Source organism: Paragemmobacter kunshanensis (genome assembly GCF_011059185.1).
GTDB lineage: Bacteria > Pseudomonadota > Alphaproteobacteria > Rhodobacterales > Rhodobacteraceae > Paragemmobacter > Paragemmobacter kunshanensis.
Genome location: NZ_JAALFE010000038.1, coordinates 1 through 18025 on the forward strand (window position 1 = coordinate 1; position 18025 = coordinate 18025).

Below are 18025 nucleotides of genomic sequence, written 5' to 3' on the forward strand. Positions count from 1 at the left end.
GCCGTCAACGCCATGATTTATATGCGAAATATCACGATTACGACAGCGAAATCAGCGACTTACTTGGAGAATGTGGGCTGAAGGGGATGGGGGACGCCGATCTGGCGCGCCTTGCCCATGAGTTGCGGCGCGAGACGATCGAGGTGGTCAGCCGCACGGGCGGGCATCTGGGATCGTCGCTGGGGGTGGTGGAGCTGACCGTCGCCATCCATGCGGTCTTCGACACGCCGCGCGACAAGCTGATCTGGGACGTGGGGCATCAGTGCTATCCGCACAAGATCCTGACGGGGCGGCGCGACCGGATGTCGACGCTGCGGCAGGGCGGGGGGGTGTCGGGCTTCACCAAGCGGTCGGAAAGCGAATATGACCCGTTCGGGGCGGCGCATTCCTCGACCTCCATCTCGGCCGCGCTGGGCTTTGCCGTAGGGCGGGACATGGGGATGCCGGTGGGCGATACCATCGCCGTCATCGGCGACGGGGCGATCACCGCCGGAATGGCCTATGAGGCGATGAACCATGCGGGCCATCTGGGCAAGCGGCTCTTCGTGATCCTGAACGACAATGACATGAGCATCGCGCCGCCCGTGGGGGCGTTGTCCAAATACCTCAACGAGATCGCGGCCAAGGGGCCGCTTGCGCTGTTCAAGGCAGCGGCGGAAGAGTTCGAGTCGCATCTGCCCGGACCCATGCGCGACGGTGCGCGGCGGGCGCGGCAGTTGGTGACGGGGATGCCCGGCGGCGGCACATTGTTCGAGGAGTTGGGCTTTTCCTATGTCGGTCCCATTGACGGGCATGACATGGGGCAGGTGCTGGCCACGCTGCGGGCGGCGCGGGCGCGGGCGACGGGGCCAGTGCTGATCCATGCGGTGACGGTGAAGGGCAAGGGCTTTGCCCCGGCAGAGAACAGTGCGGACAAGTATCATGGCGTGTCGAAATTCGATCCGCTGACAGGCGAGCAGGCGAAGGCGAAATCGAACGCGCCGGCCTATACCAGCGTGTTCGGGACTGCGCTGACGGAAGAGGCCGCCCGCGATCCGCGCGTGGTGGCGATCACGGCGGCGATGCCCTCGGGGACGGGGCTGGACATCATGGCGCGGCGCTTTGCGGCCCGGGTCTTCGATGTGGGGATTGCCGAGCAGCATGGCGTCACGATGGCGGCGGCCATGGCGGCATCGGGGCTGCGGCCGGTCTGCGCGATCTATTCCACCTTCCTGCAACGGGGCTATGACCAGATCGTGCATGACGTGGCGCTGCAGGGCCTGCCCGTGCGGTTCGCCATCGACCGGGCGGGGCTGGTGGGGCAGGACGGGGCGACCCATGCGGGGGCCTTCGACATCGGCTTCCTGGCCAACCTGCCGGGCTTCACCGTCATGGCGGCGGGGGATGAGGCGGATCTGGTGCATATGGTTGCCACGGCGATTGCGCATGACGAGGGGCCGATTGCCTTCCGTTACCCCCGGGGCGAGGGGATGGGCGTGGACCTGCCCGCGCGGGGTGTGCCCTTGGAGATCGGCAAGGGGCGGGTGATGAAGGTGGGGTCGGATGCGGCGATCCTCTCCTACGGCGCGCATCTGGCCGAGGCTTTGGCAGCGGCGGAACTGCTGGAGGCCGAGGGGATTTCGGTGACTGTCGCCGATGCCCGTTTCGCAAAGCCCCTGGATACCGGGCTGATCGACCTTCTGATCGAGGATCACCCCGCGCTGATCACGCTGGAGACGGGGGCGACCGGCGGCTTCGGTGCGCTGGTGCTGCACCATCTGGCCAATTCCGGCGGGCTGGAAAAGGGCCGCGCGATCCGCACGATGACGCTGCCCGACCGCTTCATCGATCAGGGCAGCCCGGCCGAGATGTATGCATGGGCCGGGCTGACGGCGAAGGATATCGCGGTGCGGGTAAAGCAGGCGCTGGGACGTGGCGCAGCGCGTCCGGGACTGCGGGTGGTCTGAGGCAAAAATTTTTCACCGAAAAATTTTTGAGAGCGATTTTTCTGCGAAAAATCGGGGGGTTCCCATTGGGAACCCCGATCCTTCGCAGAAGGATCACCAGCAAGGATTGTCGCAGAAAATCCTTGCGCTCAGGCGTGACCCACGCGCTGGGTCTGTTCGCCCAGGCCCTCGATCCCCAGACGCATCACCTCGCCGCCCTTCAGATAGACCGGGGCAGGCTTGACGCCCATGCCAACGCCGGGCGGGGTGCCGGTCGAGATCACATCGCCCGGATGCAGCGTCATGAACTGGCTGACGTAATGCACCAGATGGCGCACGCCATAGACCATCGTCCGGGTCGAGCCGTTCTGATAGCGATGCCCGTCCACCTCCAGCCACATCGACAGGTTCTGCGGATCGGGCACGTCATCGGCGGTCACCAGCCAGGGGCCGATGGGGCCGAAAGTGTCGCAGCCCTTGCCCTTGTCCCAGGTGCCCGCGCGTTCGATCTGGTATTCGCGTTCCGACACGTCGTTGATCACGCAATAGCCCGCGACGTGCTCCATCGCCTCTGCCTCGGTCACATAGCTGGCCCTCTTGCCGATGACGACGCCCAGTTCCACTTCCCAATCCGTCTTCTTCGATCCGCGCGGGATCAGCACATCGTCATTCGGCCCGATGATGGCGGAATTGGCCTTGAGGAAGATCACCGGTTCGGGCGGGACGGGCAGGTTCGATTCCGCGGCATGGTCGGCATAGTTCAGGCCGATGCAGATGAACTTGCCGATCTGGCCCACGCAGGGGCCGATGCGGCTGTCTGCGGGCAGTTCGGGCAGACGGGCCGGGTCAAGCGCGCGCAGCGCGGCCAGGCCTTCGGGCAGCAGGGTGTCCCCCGCGATGTCGGGCACGATCCCCGCAAGGCTGCGCAGGCGGCCTTCTGCATCCATGATCGCCGGCACTTCCGCCCCGGCCGGTCCCACGCGCAACAGTTTCATCTTGTCCTCCCTGAACATGCCGGGGCAGGGAAACCCGGACGCGCGGCATTTGCAACCCCGCGGATCGCGCCCTGCGGGCGCGTGTCGCCGCGACGACAGGGCGCAACCTCTGCGCAGCAGCGCAGGCTTTGGGCCGTTGCCCCCCTTGGGGAAGTGTGGCAGACAGTTTCCGACAGCTTCTAGACGGATGAGTTCAGACGATGAGCGACTTTGCAACCCGGCGTGTGATGATGGTGGATACGCAGGTGCGCCCTTCGGACGTGACCAAGTTCCCGATCATCGAGGCCATGCTCTCTGTCCCGCGTGAGGTTTTCGTGCCTTCGGCGCGGCGCGAGGCGGCCTATATGGGCGAGAATATCGACATCGCGCCCGGCCGTGTCGTGCTGGAACCGCGCACACTGGCCAAGTTGCTGGATGCGCTGGATATCCAGCCGGGGGAACTGGTCCTCGATCTGGGCTGCGGGCTGGGCTATTCGACGGCGGTGATCGCCCGCCTCTGCGATGCCGTCGTGGCGGTCGAGGAGGATGCCGATCTGGCCGCCGAGGCGCAGCGCACCCTGTCGGCCGAAGGCGTGGACAATGCCGCCGTTGTGGTGGGCGCGCTGGCCGCGGGCGACGCCCGCCATGCCCCCTTTGACGTGATCACGCTGCAGGGCGGGGTCGAGGTCGTGCCGCAGGCCTTGCTGGACCAGTTGAAGGAAGGCGGCCGCATCGGGGCGGTCTTCATGGAAGGGGCGCTCGGCACGGCGCGGATCGGCTACAAGATTGATGGCGTGGTCTCCTGGCGGCAGGCTTTCAACGCCTCGGCTCCGGTCCTGCCGGGATTTGCCGCCTCGCGCGGTTTCGTTCTTTGAGGTGATCATCGTCGGATCCGGCCCCCTTGCGGGCGCCGGGTCGGCGACAGGCAAAAGGGCGGTCTTCACGCCCGAGGCGGATAGGCAGGTTGGCGATGCGTGGAATTCTTGCAGTGATTGCGACAGTGGTGGCCGGTCTTTCCGCCCCCGCCCTGCAGGCCGAGACCCTGGCGGATGCGCTGGCCTCGTCCTACCGGAACTCCAAGCTGCTGGATCAGAACGAGGCGCTGCTCCGCGCCGCCGATGAAGACGTGGCCCAGGCCGTGGCGCGGCTGCGCCCGGTGGTCAGCTTCGTGGCCAGCGCGCAGAACAGCAATACCAGCCCCGATATCGCGGGCAGCGACACGCTGCAAAGCACCTTCACCCTGGCCGCGCAATGGACGCTTTTCGATTTCGGGCGCAACCGGCTGGGCGTGGAGATCGCCAAGGAAACCGTGCTTGCCACGCGCGAGGCGCTGAAGGGGCTTGAGGCGCAGGTGCTGCTCTCTGCGGTCAGCGCCTTTGTCGATGTGCGCCTGCAGGCCGAGATCGTGGCGCTGCGGCAATCCAACGTGCGGCTGATCGGGCAGGAACTGCGCGCCGCGCAGGACCGGTTCGATGTGGGCGAGGTGACGCGCACCGATGTGGCCATCGCCGAGGCGCGGCTGGCCGCGGCGCGGTCCGGCCTTGCCGCGGCGCAGGGCGATTTCCAGGTGGCGCGCGAGCGCTATCGCGCCGTGACCGGGGCCTATCCGGGCAATCTGGCCGGGCTGCCGCCCCTGCCCAAGACCGCCCGTTCGCTGGACGAGGCGCGGATGATCGCGTTGCGCGGCCATCCCAGCATCCTGCAGGCCCAGCGTCAGGTGACGGTGGCCCAGCTGGGCGTCGAGGCGACCAAGGCCGCGATGCGGCCCACGATCAACCTTGATGCCGGGATCAGCCAGGGGCTGGATCAGGACGTCCGCCGCGACAGCCTGACGATGTCGTTCAACCAGACGCTCTATTCCGGGGGGGCGCTGTCTTCGGGCCATCGGCAGGCGCTGGCCAACAAGGAAGCCGCCGAGGCCAACCTGTTGCAGACCACCATCACCGTGGGCGAGAATGTGGGCAATGCCTGGTCGGGCCTGCAGGTGGCGGCGGCCTCGATCCAGGCGGGCAGCCTGCAGGTGCAGGCGGCGCAGACGGCCTTTGACGGCGTGCGCGAAGAGGCGACGCTGGGCGCGCGCACCACGCTGGATGTGCTGAACGCCGAGCAGGAACTGCTCGACGCCCGGGCGACCAAGCTGCAGGCCGAGGCGCAGCGCTATGTGGGGGTCTACAACCTGCTGGCCACGATGGGGCTTCTGTCGGTCGAACACCTCAATCTCGGGGTGCCGGTCTATGATCCCGCGCTTTACTACAATGCGGTGAAGAATGCCCCGGTGACCAGCGTGCAGGGCAAGAAGCTGCAGCGCATCCTGGACAAGATCGGCGACTGATCGCTTTGTCTTTCCGGACACGGGGCAGGGCGCAAGGGCTTCGCGCCTGCGCGTGTTCCTTGATATCGTCGCGGTTGTGGGCGATAGATTCGCCCGAGCAATGGCCTTGCCGAGGAGGTTCGACCCGAAATGTCCGAGCGGTTGAATTCCGTCGATATCGAGGATGTGCTGTCATCCATCCGGCGCCTTGTGTCGGATGAACAGCGTCCCGCGGCCCGGGCTGCGGCCCAACCGGCGGCTCCGGCCCCCGCGCCCGCAGACGTGGCGGCGACGGTCGCCCCGGTTGCGCCGACCGCGCCGATGGCCCCGCCTGCCGAGGATGCGCTTCAGGCTGACAAGCTGATCCTGACCCCCGCCCTGCGCATCGCGCCGGGATCGGAGGAGGAGGAGGAGGCCGCAATCCCCGATGCCGCCGAGGCACCGGCCGATCCTGCCCCCGCCTTTCATTCCGTCCGCCATGCCGGCGCGACGGCGCGCGTCGATGCGGTGATGGATCAGGTCGCGCGCGGGCTGGAGGAATCCGATTGGGAGGCCCCGTCGGAACCGCCCGCCGAATTCGCGTCGGACTGGATCGCGGCCGAGGATATCACCCCGCCCGAACCCGCCCCCATGGCGTTCGACCTGCCCGAGAGGCCTGCCTCCCGGCCCGAAGCCGGGGTCGCGCCTGGGCTGACCGCTGTAACGAGTGATGTGGAAACGGATGAGTCCGGCGATGCCTGGCCGACCGAGGATTGGGCCGCCCCCGGCGAGCCTGACATGGTCGCCCCGGACCGTGGCGGCGAAGATCCCGGCTGGGCCGGTATCGACCCCGTCTCGATCGACCGGATGTCGGCTTCCGCGCAGAGCGAGGATGCCGCAATGACCATCGAGATCGTCGGGGAAGACGGGGCCGATGCGCCGGAATGGGCGCGGATGGAACAGGAGGCGCTGGATCAGGCGCTGGATGAGGTGATGTCGGATCCGCTGGCGGATGCAGCGCTGGCCGGGGCTGGGCTTGCGGCGGCGGCCACCTCTGCTTCGGGGGCGGCAAGGGCCGCGCAGGAACCCCCGCGCGATGCAGGCTGGGCCGATGCGGCCGAGGCGCAGATCCGCCGCGAACTGGAAGACAAGGCCGAAGCGTCGGTCTTTGCGCGCTTCGACGATGACGATCACGACGACCGCGCCTTCGACGAGGAAATGCTGCGCGATCTGGTGCGCGACATCATCCGCGAGGAATTGCAGGGCGCGCTGGGCGAACGCATCACGCGCAATGTGCGCAAGCTGGTCCGTTCGGAAATCGCCCGGGCGCTGGCCGTGCGCGATTTCGAATAGGGCGCGGCGGCGCGCTTTCCCCAAGGGAAGGTGCCGGATGATCCAATGCAAAACGCGCCCCACGGGGCGCGTTTTTCCATTCCGGCGGGCCGGGGATGATCAGGCGGCTTCGGCCTGATCGGCTTCCAGCGCGTGGCGGCGTTCGGATTCCTCGCGCGACAGCGCGACCGAGGTGCGCACGCCTTTTGCCACGAAATCCATCAGGCCCTTCACCACACGCTCGTTCGGGTCGATCCCGGCGCAGGACAGCACTTCGCGCCCGTCGCGCGACCGCGCCCAGCGGGCAATCTGTTCCGGCCCGTTGCCGTATTTCTTGTCATCCGCGATTGCATCATCCAGCGCGGCAAGGACCACGGCAGCGAAAAGCTTGCGCGCCCGCTGGCCTTGTTCGTAATTGAAGGCGGTGCCATCAACGAAATCGAGCATCTCGTCGTCTTCCTGTTCTTGTCTTGTCTTTTCTGGCGTCCGGCGAATATGACCGATTGGTCACGATTCGGTATTGTCCTTTTAACAGGACTGCCATGCATTTGCCGCATAACTTTCCTGTATCCATACAATATATCGTCGGCTTGCCTCGGATCAGCCAGCGAGATATAGGCACCCGTCACGAATTATCAACCTTTCCGCCACAATCCGGATATCCCCCATGCCCAAGATCAACGGTAACGAAATCAAGCCCGGCATGGTGCTGGAACATGACGGCGGGCTTTGGGCTGCGGTGAAGGCCAACCATGTGAAGCCCGGCAAGGGCGGCGCCTTCGCGCAGGTGGAGCTGAAGAACCTCCGCGACGGGCGCAAGCTGAACGAACGTTTCCGGTCGGAAGACAAGGTCGAAGAGGTGCGGCTGGAGAACAAGGACCAGCAGTTCCTCTATGAAACCGACGGGCGGCTGGTCTTCATGGACAGCGAGACCTACGAACAGATCGAGCTGGATGCCGAACTTCTGGGCGACCGGCGGCCCTTCCTGCAGGACGGGATGACGGCCACGATCCGTTACTATGGCGACGAGGCGCTGGCCGTGACCCTGCCGCAAAAGGTGAAATGCCGGATCGTGGAGACAGAGCCGGTGGTCAAGGGGCAGACGGCGGCGAACAGCTTCAAGCCTGCCATCCTTGATAATGGCGTGCGGATCATGATCCCGCCCTTCATCGGCCCGGATGAGGAAATCATCGTCCATACCGAATTCATGGAATATTCCGAACGCGCCTGAACGGGCCGATCCGTCGGCGAAGGGGCCGGCCCGCAGGGGCTGGCCCTTTTCCTTTGCGCGGGGCTGGGCCATGGTTGGGCGATTGTGGGGGGATGCGTGAATGGTGCCCGAGATCGACATAAGCCTGACCTCCATCAGCCCCCGCATCGGGCGGCTGGCTCCGGTCGTGGCCTCGCTTCTGGCGCAGAACCCTGCGCCTGCGCGGGTGCTGATCCATCTGTCGCGCGGGGCCTGGCTGCTGGATGAAGGGATCGGCGACCTGCCCGCCGATCTGGCCGCGCTGGTGGATGGCGCGCGGGTGCAGGTGGCCTGGGTCGAGAATACGGGGCCCTACCGCAAGATCCTGCCCTGGCTGGCCGATCATCTGGGCAGCGACCGATGGGTGGTCACGGCGGATGACGACACGCTCTATCCGCAGGGCTGGCTGGCGCGGCTGATCGCGGGGCGGCAGGCGACGGGGGCGGTGACGGGCTGGACGGCCCATCCCATCGTGCTGCGGCGCGGCCGCGTCGCGGGCTATGGCCGCTGGTTCGGGGCGGCATTGCCAGAGGCACCCGCGCTGCATGTGCTGCCCATCGGCAAGGACGGGGTTCTGTATTCAGGCCGCGACTTCCCGGAGGAGGTGCTGGACATCGCCACCGCGCAGGCGATCGCGCCCACGGCGGATGACCTTTGGCTGCGCTGGCATGCGGCGCGCATCGGCATCCGCGCGCAGGCCGTGGGGCAGGGGGAAGCGCTGGCCGAAATCTCGCGCGGCGGCCCCAGCCTGTGGCGCGCCTTCAACCGGCAGGGCGGCAATGATCTGGTCGTCGCCGCGCTGGAGGAGCATTTCGCCGCGACTTACGGCTGGACGATGGCCGCCGCGTCGGGGGATTGATCCAGCTCCACCGCCGCCGCGCCCGCCTGCATCGGCCCGGTCGCCCGGTCCAGCCGCAGATAGGCGATGGCGCGGTCGCCTGATCGGGTAAGGAGAGTGCCCGCAGGCTTGTCCTCCGCCGTGATCTCGGTGCCGTATCCGGCCTCGCCGGTGATGCGGACGCGGGCAAGGCCCTTGCGCAATTCGGTCTTGTGCTTCATCCGGGCGGTGACTTCCTGCCCGACATAGCAGCCCTTGCGGAAATCGACGCCATGCAGGCGTTCAAAGCCGGATTCGAGGATATAGCTGTCATCGACGATCAATTCGCTGCCCGTCTCGGGGATGACATGGGCCACGCGGATCGCGTCCCAGTCGATCCGGGGCGCGGTGCCCGCCTCAACCCCATAGCGCCGCCAGCCAAGCGCCGGATGGCGCGGATCGGGCAGGGCATCCGGGGGCGCATCGCCCAGCCCGCGCTGCACATGCAGGGCCGAGGGCGCAAGCCGCACATCGGCGCGCAGGCGATACATGGTCAGCCGGCGCAAGGTGGCCTCGGCCACCGCCTCGGGCAGGTCCAGAAGCAGGGCGTCGCCCTGCCGGGCGATGAAGAAATCCGCCAGATACTTGCCCTGCGGCGTCAGGAGCGCGGCCCAGACGATGCCCGGCCCCTTGCCAAGGGGCAGCACGTCATTCGACACAAGCCCCTGCAGGAAGGGCAGCGCATCCGCGCCCTCCACCGCCACAACCCGCCGATCCGCCGCCGCTTCGCCCTGCATCGCCGCCCCCATTCCTGCCTGCAAGATAGGCGTCAGCCCTTGAACTGCAATGCATGCAGCCCCGCGTAAAGCCCGCCCCTTGCGATCAGCTCGTCATGGCGGCCTTCCTCGATCACGCGGCCCTTGTCCATCACGATGATCTTGTCCGCCTCGCGCACCGTCGACAGGCGATGCGCGATCACCAGCGTCGTGCGCCCCTGCGCGCGTTCGGCCAGCGCCGCCGCCACCGCCGCCTCGGCCTGGGCATCAAGCGCAGAGGTCGCCTCGTCCAGCAACAGCACCGGCGCATCGGCGATCAGCGCGCGGGCAATGGCCACGCGCTGGCGCTGCCCCCCCGACAGGGCCGATCCGCGCGGTCCTGCCGGGCTTTCGATGCCCGCGGGCAGGCCCGCCACGACATCGCCCAGATGCGCGGCGCGCAGCACCGCCTCCAGCCGCGCGGGGGCGATCCCCTCGCGCCCCATCAGTATATTCTCGCGCAGGGATTCGTCGAACAAGGCGGTATCCTGCGACACGGTGGCGAACAGCGCGCGCTGGTCGGCAAGGCTCAGGCCGCGGGCATCCTGCCCGCCGATGCGGATCACCCCGGCATCCGGCTCGGCAAGCCCCGTCAGCAGATGGAAGACCGTACTCTTCCCCGCGCCCGAAGGGCCAACGATGGCGGTCATCTTCCCGGCCTCGGCGGTGAAGGACAGGTCATCCAGCACCGGCACGCCGGGATAGGCAAAGCGCACCCCCTCGAAGGCGATGCCGGGCACGCCGGGGGGCAGGGCGGCCCCCCGGGCAGGGCGCGTCTCGGCGGTATCGGTGTCCAGCAGGCGGAAGATGCGCTCCAGGCTTGCCGCCGCGATCTGCCAGGTTCCCGCCAGTTCCCCCAGCCGCCGGATCGGCTGAAAGGTCAGCGTCATGGCCGTGAAGAAGGACATGAACTCGCCCACCGTCCGTTCCCCTTCGGCCACTTCGCGCCCGCCCAGCATCAGCACGGCGAAAAAGCCCACCCCCGTCACGATGTCGATCATGGCGGGCATGGTCTGGGCGGCCACGATGGCCTTGGAATAGGCCCGGTTGAGCAGGCGCAGCACCTGCATGAAGCGCCCGGTCTGATAGTCTTCCTGCCGGTTCAGCTTGATCGCGTTCACGCCATGAAAGATCTCGTCCAGCCGGGTAGAGCGGGCGGCGGCGGCATCGCGCATCTGCGCCGACTTGCGCCGCAGATAGCGTTGCAGCACCACCGACGGCACGATCAGCAGCGGCGCCCCCACCAGGGCGGCCAGCGTCCAGCGCCAGTCGATCCCGATGGCCACGGCGAACAGCCCCACCAGCGCCACCACATCGCGGCCCGCCGCCACGATCACCGTCTGCCAGATGCCCTGCACCGCGGCCGTGTCGCCCTGCACCCGGTCCATCAGCGCGCCGGGAGGGTGGCGCTGGAAGAACCCGCCCGACTGTTTCAGGATGTGGCGCAGCATGTCCACCTGCATGGCCGAAGCGATCCGCACCGAGATGATCGTCAGAAGCGACCGCGACACCACCGTCGTCGTGGCCCGCAGCAGGAACAGGCCCAGAATGGCCAGCCCGACCCAGATCAGCGAGGTCTCTCCGCCCGGGGCGAAGACGCTGTCGAACAGCGGCTGGATCATCCAGGACAGCAGGCCCAGCGTGCTGCCCTCGATCGACATGACGACGAAGGCCATCACCATCAGCCAGACATGCGGCCGCAGATAGCCCGCCCAAAGCCGCCCGAACAGCGGGCGCGAGGCATAGCGCGGATCGCCGTCGCCGGTCCTGTCGATGGGCTGTCCTTGCGGGGTGTCGGATTCGGGCACGGGGCGGCGGGGCCTTTGCTTGCGGCCCGCGCGGGGGCCTTCGATCCCGTCACTAGCGCGATTGCTGAGATGCGGCAAGCGGCGGGGCCTTGGTTGACCTTGCCCCGCGCCGGGCATAGCCATGGCAGGCGCAATCGCGGAGACGATGATGACCCTTGCCCAAGGCCGCCCCTATCTTGCCATTCCCGGCCCCTCGGTCATGCCCGACAGGGTGCTTGCGGCCATGCATCGCGCCGCTCCCAACATCTATGAAGGCAAGCTGCCGGAAATGGTCGAAACGCTCTGGCCCGACCTGCGGCGCGTGGCGGGGACCACGCAGAACGTGGCGCTCTATATCGCCAATGGTCATGGCGTCTGGGAAGCGGCGAACATGAACCTCTTCTCGCGCGGGGATCGCGCGCTTGTGCTGGCGACGGGGCGGTTCGGCCTGTCCTGGGCGGAATCGGTGCGCGCGCTGGGGGTCGAGGTGGAGGTGCTGGATTTCGGCAAATCCTCCCCCGTCGATTTCGCAAGGGTGGAGGCCGCGCTGCGGGAGGACAGGGGGCACCGCTTCAAGGCCGTGCTGACCACCCATGTCGATACCGCCAGCACCGTCCGGACCGACATTCCCGCCCTGCGCGCGGTGATGGATGCGGTGGGCCATCCCGCCCTTCTGGCGGTGGATTGCATCGCCTCGCTGGCCTGTGACGAATTCCGCATGGACGAGTGGGGCGTCGATGTGATGGTGGCGGCCAGCCAGAAGGGGCTGATGGTGCCGCCGGGCATCGGCTTTGTCTGGTTCTCGGAAAAGGCCCGCGACCGCTGCCGCGCATCGGATCTGCGCACGCCCTACTGGGACTGGACGCCGCGCGCCGATGCGGGCGAGTTCTGGCAGTACTGGAACGGCACTGCGCCCACGCATCACCTGTTCGGCCTGCGCGAAAGCCTGACCATGATCCTCGAGGAAGAGGGTCTTCCCTCTGTCTGGCATCGCCATGACGTGCTGGCCCGCGCCGTCTGGGCGGCCTTCGACTGCTGGCAGGCGGGCAACCCCGAAATCGGGCTGAACGTGGCCGATCCCGCCCATCGGGGCCGGTCTGTCACGGCGGCCCGCTTCGGCGCGCCCCATGCGACGCGCCTGCGCGACTGGACGGAACACAAGGCGGGCGTCACGCTGGGCATCGGCCTTGGCATGGCCCCGGCGGGCGATCCCGCCTATCACGGCTTCCTGCGGGTGGCGCATATGGGGCATGTGAATGCCCATATGACGCTGGGCGCGCTGGCGGTGATGGAGGCGGGGATGGTGGCGCTTGGCATCCCCTTCGGCGCGGGCGGTCTCGCCGCCGCAGCGCAGGTGGTGGGAAAGGCGGCGGGTTAACCGCCGTTCCTCGCCAGCCAGTCCCGCATCCAGGCAATCTCGGCCTCCTGTGCGGCGATGATCCCTTGGGCGAGCTTTCGAACCTCCGGGTCGCTCCCATGTTCCAGCACGATGCGCGCCATATCCACCGCGCCTTCGTGATGGGGGATCATGCCGCGGATGAAATCCACATCCGCCTTGCCGGAAAAGGGAATGTCCATCCCCTGATGCATGCGGGCATTCGCCTCCATGAAGGCCATGGTCGCGGGGGTTTCCTCCCCCATCATCGCATGGCCTGCATGGGCATCATGCCCGCTTTCCTGCGCCAGCAGGGGCAGGGGGGACAGAAGGGCAAGGATCAGGGCAAGGCTGCGGGTCATCGGTCGGCTCCTTCCGGGTCTTTGGGCCAGGTCTTCAGGGCTGACACCCTGCAACCTTCCCGCAAGGGGAAGGCAAGTCACGCCATCGTGACCTTGCCGGGGGATGAATTTGCCCGCTTTGCGCCCCGTCATTGCCGCTTTCGCACCCACAGGCTGCATCCCTGCACAGGGATATGTCGCCTGGGGCCTTTGCAGGCGCGCCGCGGCCCCCTATCCTTGATCCGACGGAGGCATGCGCAACCCATGACACGGACCCAGAGGAGACCTGTTGTCGGCATCATCGGCAACATGAACCTGATCAATCAGGAATATCCCGTCCATGCCGGCGGCACCATGAACTCCGAGGCGGTGGCGCAGGTGGCGGGTTGCCTGCCGCTGATCATCCCCTCCGATCCGCGCTTCGTGTCGGTGCCGGAACTCCTGGATCTCTGCGACGGCTTCCTGCTGACGGGCGGGCGCCCGAATGTCCATCCCAGCGAATACGGCGAGGCAGAGACCCCCGCCCATGGCTGCTTTGACCGTTGCCGCGATGCGATCACGCTGCCGCTGATCCGCGCCTGCGTTGATCGCGGGCAGCCCTTCCTCGGCATCTGCCGCGGGTTTCAGGAGGTGAATGTGGCGCTGGGCGGCACGCTTCACCCGGAAATCCGCGATCTGCCGGGGCGGATGAACCACCGCATGCCCCCCGATGGCACGATGGAAGAGAAATTCGCCCTGCGCCATCCCGTCCGCTTCACCCCGGACGGGGTCTTCCACCGCCTGATGGGCGCCGAAGAGGTGATGACCAATACCCTGCATGGGCAGGGCATCGCCCGGCCGGGCCGGGGAATCGTGATCGACGGCCTCGCCCCCGATGGCACGCCCGAGGCGATCTATGTGCAGGATGCGCCGGGCTTCACCCTGTCGGTGCAGTGGCACCCGGAATGGAACGCGGCGGGCGATCCGGTGTCGCGGCCGCTGTTCACCGCCTTCGGCGCGGCGGTGGCCGATTACGCCCGCGCCCGGGCCTCCGCGCCCGCGCCGGCCATGGCGCGCCGGGCCTAGCGCCCTTCCGCCACCAGCCCGTCAAAAACCGCGGCCAGCGCGTCATGCGCGGCCCGGCGCTGCGCCCCGCCTGCATCCTCGGCCGTGGCCAGCCACAGGGCCTGCGCCATCACCGCCCCGTTCAGGACATGCGCCACGGCGACCGGATCAAGCGGCCGCAGGCGGCCCCGCGCGATCAGCCCGGCCAGATCTTCCACGATGGTGGCAAAGCCCGATTCCATCAGGATCCCCATCGCCCGCGCGCCCATGACGGCGGGCGCGTCGCGAAACAGGATGCGCGCCCGGTCCGGGCGCAGCGCAAGGTCGAGATAGGCATGATAGCAGGCGATCAGCCCCCGCCAGGCATCGCCCTCGGCCTCATAGATCCTGTCCAGCTCATCGCCGATCTCGGCATCGACAGCGCGGAAGACGGCCTCGAAGAGGCCCGCCTTGTTCTGGAAATGATGGTGCAGCGCGCCGCGCGTCACCCCCGCCTCGGCGGCCAGCGCCTCAAGCGAGACCTGCGCGAAACCCTGCGCGGCAAAGGCCCTGCGCGCCGTGGCGACAAGCCGCGCGGCCGTCTGTTCTGCGGCCTCGGCCCGGCCCTGCGGGCGGTGGGTGGCGGCGGGCGAGGGGGTCTGTGCCTGGATTGACATACGGCCTGTATGTGAGTTAGGGATTTTCGCATACGGATCGTATGTGAAACGGAAGGGCGCGGCAAGTGCGGGGGCGGGCGTTGATCGGGGCGATCCGGCATGAGGTGCCGGCCATCGTGGGCCTGGCCCTGCCCATCGTCACGGGCCTTGCCGCCAGCACCCTGATCGGGGTGACGGATTCGCTGATGCTGGCCCCCCTTGGCCCGGTGCCCCTGGCGGCGGTGGGGCTGACCGGGGCGGTGGCGGTGCTGTTCTATGCCGCGATCTACGGGCTTCTCTCGGCGCTTTCGGTGCGCATCGGGGCGGCCTGGGGCGCGGGCGAGGGGCGGGCGATCCCGGGCATCCTGCGCTCTGGCCTTGCGCTGGGCGCGCTGGTGGGGGTGGGATCGGCGCTGCTCATGGCCGCGCTCTGGCCGCTGCTGCCGCTTCTTCACCAACCCGAAGAGGTGGTGGGCGCGATGCGCGCCTACTGGTTCTGGATCTGTGCCTTCCTCATCCCCTTCTCGATCCTCACCGTCTTCAAATCCGCCTTCGAGGCGGTGGACAGGCCCTGGCTTGGCACCGCCTTCGCCTTTCTGGGCGTCGCGATCAACGTGCCGCTGAACTATGGGCTGATCTGGGGCCTTGGCCCGCTGCCGCAACTGGGGCTGACGGGGGCGGGGCTGGCCTCTTTCCTGGCCGAAACCATCGCGCTTGGCGCGGCCTTCCTGTGGTGGCGGCGCGCCCCTTCCATGCGCCGCCTGCGCCTGAGGCGGCAGGTCGCGCTGGGCGAGATGGGACTGACCTTCCGCGAAGGCGCGCCGCTTGGCGCGATGTATGTGGTCGAGACGGCCTCGGTCAGCGTGGCCACCCTGATGATCGGCGCCTTCGGCACGGTGGCGCTGGCGGGCAATCAGGTGGCCATGGCGGTGGGAGGGTTGCTCTACATGCTGCCCATGGGCGTGGCGGGGGCGGTGGCGATCCGCGTGGCCCAGGAACGCGGGGCGGGCAATGTGGACGCGCTGCGCCCCATCGCGCTGGCGGCGGTGGGGGTGGCCGGGGTCTGGCTGGTGGCGGCGGCTGTGACGCTCGCCCTGCAGGGCGAGGCGATTGCGCGTCTGGTGACGGATGATCCGCAGGTGGTGGCGGTGGCGGCGGCGATCTTCCTTGTCTTCGCGCCCATGCAGATCAGCGATGCGGTGCAATCGGCCATGCTGGGCGCGCTGCGCGGCCTGTCCGATACCGCCTGGCCCGCCATGGTTTCGGCCATCGCCTATTGGCCGGTCGCGCTGCCGCTTGGCTATGTCCTTGCGCATTGGCTCGGCATGGGGCCATCGGGCATCTGGGCAGGCTATATCCTTGCGCTGGCAGGCGCGGGGGCCGCGCTCTGCCTGCGGTTCTGGCACAGAACGGCCTTGTTGGCGCAAAGTCCATCGGTCTAGATGGGCGCGACAGTCACGCAGGCGGAGGGGCGGATGAAACGGTCGCGCATCAATGACATCATGGCAGCGGCGGATGACCTGATCCGCCATCACGGCTTTGTCCTGCCGCCCTTCGCCTATTGGACACCCGACGAATTCCGCGCGCGGAAAGGGCAGGCGCAGGCGATCATCACGGCGCGCATGGGCTGGGACATCACCGATTACGGGCAGGGGGCCTTTGATGAACTGGGCCTCTTCCTCTTCACCCTGCGCAATGGCCGCCTGGCCGATCTGCAGCGCGGCGGCGGCATGTGCTATGCCGAGAAACTGCTGATCTCGCGCAAGGACCAGCATTCGCCCTGCCATACCCATGTGATCAAGGCCGAAGACATCATCAACCGGGGCGGGGCAAAGCTTGCGGTGCGGCTGAACGGGTCGAACCCGGACGGAAGTTTCTCCGAAACGATAGGTGGCACGGTCTATTGCGATGGCGTGCCGCGCGCCTTCAAGGGGGGCGAGGTGATCCTGCTTTCCCCCGGCGAAAGCGTCACCCTGCTGCCCGGCGACTGGCACGCCTTCTGGGGCGAGGGCGGCGACGTGCTGATCGGCGAGGTGTCGACCGTGAATGACGACGTCACCGACAATGTCTTCGTCTCGAAGAAGATCGGCCGATTCTCCGAAATCGAAGAGGATGTCGCGCCGACGCATCTGCTGGTTTCCGATTACGATCGCTGGCTGGCCTGACCCATCCCGCAGGCAAAAGGAAAAGGGCGCGCCGATCCCTCGGCGCGCCCCTTGCCATTCCCGATCCGCGGGCGTTCAGCCGCCTGTGGTTGTCGTGGTCGTGGTTGCGGCAGGCGCCTGCAGCGCCGGCGGCACACCCTGCAACAGCGGGTTGAAGCTGGGCATCGCGGCGGGCACCACCACGGGGGCGGGTTCCACCTTCTTCACCGGGGCCGGCGGCGGCAGGCTCAGCCGGGTGGGATATTGCCCGTCCCGCGTCAGCACGACCACCTTCTCGCCGCCCTGCAGGCGGTTATAGAGGTCGATCACATCCTGGTTGATCATTCGGATACACCCCGACGAGGCATTGCGCCCGATCGACCGCCATTCCGGCGTGCCATGGATGCGATAGCCGTAATCCACGCCATTCGTCGTGAGGTAGATCGCACGCGCGCCCAGCGGGTTCGTGGGCCCGCCCGGCTGGCCATCCTTCCACTTCGCCAGCTTCGGATCGCGGGCGATCATCTCTTTCGGCGGGGTCCAGGTGGGCCAGGGTTTCTTCTCGGTCACCACCGCCGTGCCCGACCATTCAAAGCCCGACCGCCCGACCGAGATGCCATAGCGCAGCGCCTGGTTCTTGCCGGTCACATAATGCAGCACGCGCTGCGACGGGTTGATGATGATCGTCCCCGGCGCCTCATTCGTCTCGAAATAGACGGATTGGCGGCGGAACTGCTGCGGGATTTCCTCCACCGGCAGGGCGGGGATGTCGATATTGGCGTCCTTGGTGGCCAGATAGGCCCCCTCCACCTCTTTCGGGGCGCCGGGCTTTGCCGTGGGCGTGGACATCCCGCCCTCATGCACGCAGGCAGAAAGAAGGGCGGCAAGGCCCAGTGTCAGAACCGTCTTGCAGAAGGCATTCAATGTGGCGCGCATGAAATAATGGGTCCGTCTGTTCGGCAGGGCGAGCAGCACCTGCACCTGTTTACGGACGTCAACTTACCCGCAGGCAGCGCTTGCGTCAAAGAATCAAAGCGTTGTCCGGACCTGCCACAGCTCGGGGAAGAGCTGAACCTCCAGCATCCGTCGCAGATAGGACACACCCGAAGTGCCCCCCGTGCCGCGCTTGAAGCCGATCACGCGTTCCACCGTGGTGACATGGTTGAACCGCCAGCGGCGGAAGTAATCCTCGAAATCCACCAGTTTCTCGGCCAGTTCATCCCACATTCTCCAAGTAAGTCGCTGATTTCGCTGTCGTAATCGTGATATTTCGCATATAAATCATGGCGTTGACGGC

The 18025-nt window shown here is 67.4% G+C and carries 17 protein-coding genes and 1 pseudogene; 10 read left to right on the forward strand and 8 right to left on the reverse strand.

Features of this window, described 5'->3' with window-relative positions; translation table 11 throughout:
• The first annotated feature begins 86 nt into the window (after positions 1-86).
• Complete coding sequence (gene dxs, locus G5V65_RS20270) at positions 87-1946, forward strand: 1-deoxy-D-xylulose-5-phosphate synthase (protein WP_165054052.1); 1860 nt, start codon at positions 87-89, stop codon at positions 1944-1946.
• Between the two features lie 128 nt (positions 1947-2074).
• On the opposite strand, the gene G5V65_RS20275 is transcribed toward dxs, so the two are convergent.
• Positions 2075-2920: a fumarylacetoacetate hydrolase family protein gene (locus G5V65_RS20275; RefSeq protein WP_165054054.1), complete on the reverse strand. Its 846-nt coding sequence runs from the start codon at positions 2918-2920 to the stop codon at positions 2075-2077.
• Between the two features lie 200 nt (positions 2921-3120).
• On the opposite strand from G5V65_RS20275, the gene G5V65_RS20280 reads away from it, so the two are divergent.
• From G5V65_RS20280 to G5V65_RS20290, 3 genes are all read left to right on the forward strand, one after another.
• Positions 3121-3774: a protein-L-isoaspartate O-methyltransferase family protein gene (locus G5V65_RS20280; protein ID WP_165054056.1), complete on the forward strand. Its 654-nt coding sequence runs from the start codon at positions 3121-3123 to the stop codon at positions 3772-3774.
• Between the two features lie 95 nt (positions 3775-3869).
• On the forward strand, positions 3870-5231 hold the full coding sequence (locus G5V65_RS20285) for a TolC family outer membrane protein (protein WP_165054058.1): 1362 nt from the start codon (positions 3870-3872) through the stop codon (positions 5229-5231).
• Between the two features lie 129 nt (positions 5232-5360).
• The gene (locus G5V65_RS20290) at positions 5361-6542 is read left to right on the forward strand and encodes a hypothetical protein (protein ID WP_165054049.1); all 1182 of its coding nucleotides are present in this window, start codon (positions 5361-5363) and stop codon (positions 6540-6542) included.
• Between the two features lie 99 nt (positions 6543-6641).
• Here the strand turns inward: G5V65_RS20290 and G5V65_RS20295 are convergent, their stop codons facing one another.
• Complete coding sequence (locus G5V65_RS20295; protein WP_165054060.1) at positions 6642-6968, reverse strand: DUF6280 family protein; 327 nt, start codon at positions 6966-6968, stop codon at positions 6642-6644.
• Positions 6969-7188: 220 nt separating this feature from the next.
• On the opposite strand from G5V65_RS20295, the gene efp reads away from it, so the two are divergent.
• Positions 7189-7752, forward strand: coding sequence for an elongation factor P (gene efp, locus G5V65_RS20300; RefSeq protein ID WP_165054062.1), 564 nt, complete (start codon positions 7189-7191; stop codon positions 7750-7752).
• 100 nt (positions 7753-7852) lie between these two features.
• Positions 7853-8629, forward strand: coding sequence for a hypothetical protein (locus tag G5V65_RS20305; protein WP_165054064.1), 777 nt, complete (start codon positions 7853-7855; stop codon positions 8627-8629).
• On the opposite strand, the gene ygfZ is transcribed toward G5V65_RS20305, so the two are convergent.
• Positions 8593-9384, reverse strand: coding sequence for a CAF17-like 4Fe-4S cluster assembly/insertion protein YgfZ (gene ygfZ, locus G5V65_RS20310; RefSeq protein WP_165054066.1), 792 nt, complete (start codon positions 9382-9384; stop codon positions 8593-8595). The genes G5V65_RS20305 and ygfZ overlap by 37 nt on opposite strands.
• A 32-nt stretch (positions 9385-9416) precedes the next feature.
• Positions 9417-11177 carry an ABC transporter ATP-binding protein gene (locus G5V65_RS20315; RefSeq protein ID WP_394352263.1) on the reverse strand — a complete coding sequence of 587 codons (1761 nt, stop codon included), beginning with the start codon at positions 11175-11177 and terminating at the stop codon, positions 9417-9419.
• 181 nt (positions 11178-11358) lie between these two features.
• On the opposite strand from G5V65_RS20315, the gene G5V65_RS20320 reads away from it, so the two are divergent.
• Positions 11359-12567, forward strand: a complete 1209-nt coding sequence (locus G5V65_RS20320; protein WP_165054079.1) for a pyridoxal-phosphate-dependent aminotransferase family protein — start codon at positions 11359-11361, stop codon at positions 12565-12567.
• Here the strand turns inward: G5V65_RS20320 and copM are convergent.
• Complete coding sequence (copM, locus tag G5V65_RS20325) at positions 12564-12926, reverse strand: CopM family metallochaperone (RefSeq protein ID WP_165054068.1); 363 nt, start codon at positions 12924-12926, stop codon at positions 12564-12566. The two genes, G5V65_RS20320 and copM, sit on opposite strands and share 4 nt — an antisense overlap.
• A gap of 243 nt (positions 12927-13169) precedes the next feature.
• On the opposite strand from copM, the gene G5V65_RS20330 reads away from it, so the two are divergent.
• Entirely contained in the window at positions 13170-13970 is an 801-nt protein-coding gene (locus G5V65_RS20330; RefSeq protein WP_165054069.1) for a gamma-glutamyl-gamma-aminobutyrate hydrolase family protein, read from the forward strand.
• Here the strand turns inward: G5V65_RS20330 and G5V65_RS22765 are convergent.
• Positions 13967-14605, reverse strand: a complete 639-nt coding sequence (locus G5V65_RS22765) for a TetR/AcrR family transcriptional regulator (RefSeq protein WP_165054071.1) — start codon at positions 14603-14605, stop codon at positions 13967-13969. The two genes, G5V65_RS20330 and G5V65_RS22765, sit on opposite strands and share 4 nt — an antisense overlap.
• A gap of 80 nt (positions 14606-14685) precedes the next feature.
• Between G5V65_RS22765 and G5V65_RS20340 the strand changes: the two genes are divergently transcribed.
• Complete coding sequence (locus tag G5V65_RS20340) at positions 14686-16026, forward strand: MATE family efflux transporter (protein ID WP_165054074.1); 1341 nt, start codon at positions 14686-14688, stop codon at positions 16024-16026.
• Between the two features lie 33 nt (positions 16027-16059).
• The gene (locus G5V65_RS20345) at positions 16060-16749 is read left to right on the forward strand and encodes a D-lyxose/D-mannose family sugar isomerase (RefSeq protein WP_165054082.1); all 690 of its coding nucleotides are present in this window, start codon (positions 16060-16062) and stop codon (positions 16747-16749) included.
• A gap of 75 nt (positions 16750-16824) precedes the next feature.
• Here G5V65_RS20345 and G5V65_RS20350 read toward each other — a convergent pair whose 3' ends face one another.
• Together G5V65_RS20350 and G5V65_RS20355 are read right to left on the reverse strand one after the other, a co-directional pair.
• Positions 16825-17664 carry a L,D-transpeptidase gene (locus tag G5V65_RS20350; RefSeq protein ID WP_241250678.1) on the reverse strand — a complete coding sequence of 280 codons (840 nt, stop codon included), beginning with the start codon at positions 17662-17664 and terminating at the stop codon, positions 16825-16827.
• A 93-nt stretch (positions 17665-17757) separates the two neighbouring features.
• Positions 17758-17946: pseudogene (locus G5V65_RS20355) on the reverse strand (tryptophan 2,3-dioxygenase family protein); the annotation flags it as partial.
• Positions 17947-18025: the final 79 nt, after the last annotated feature.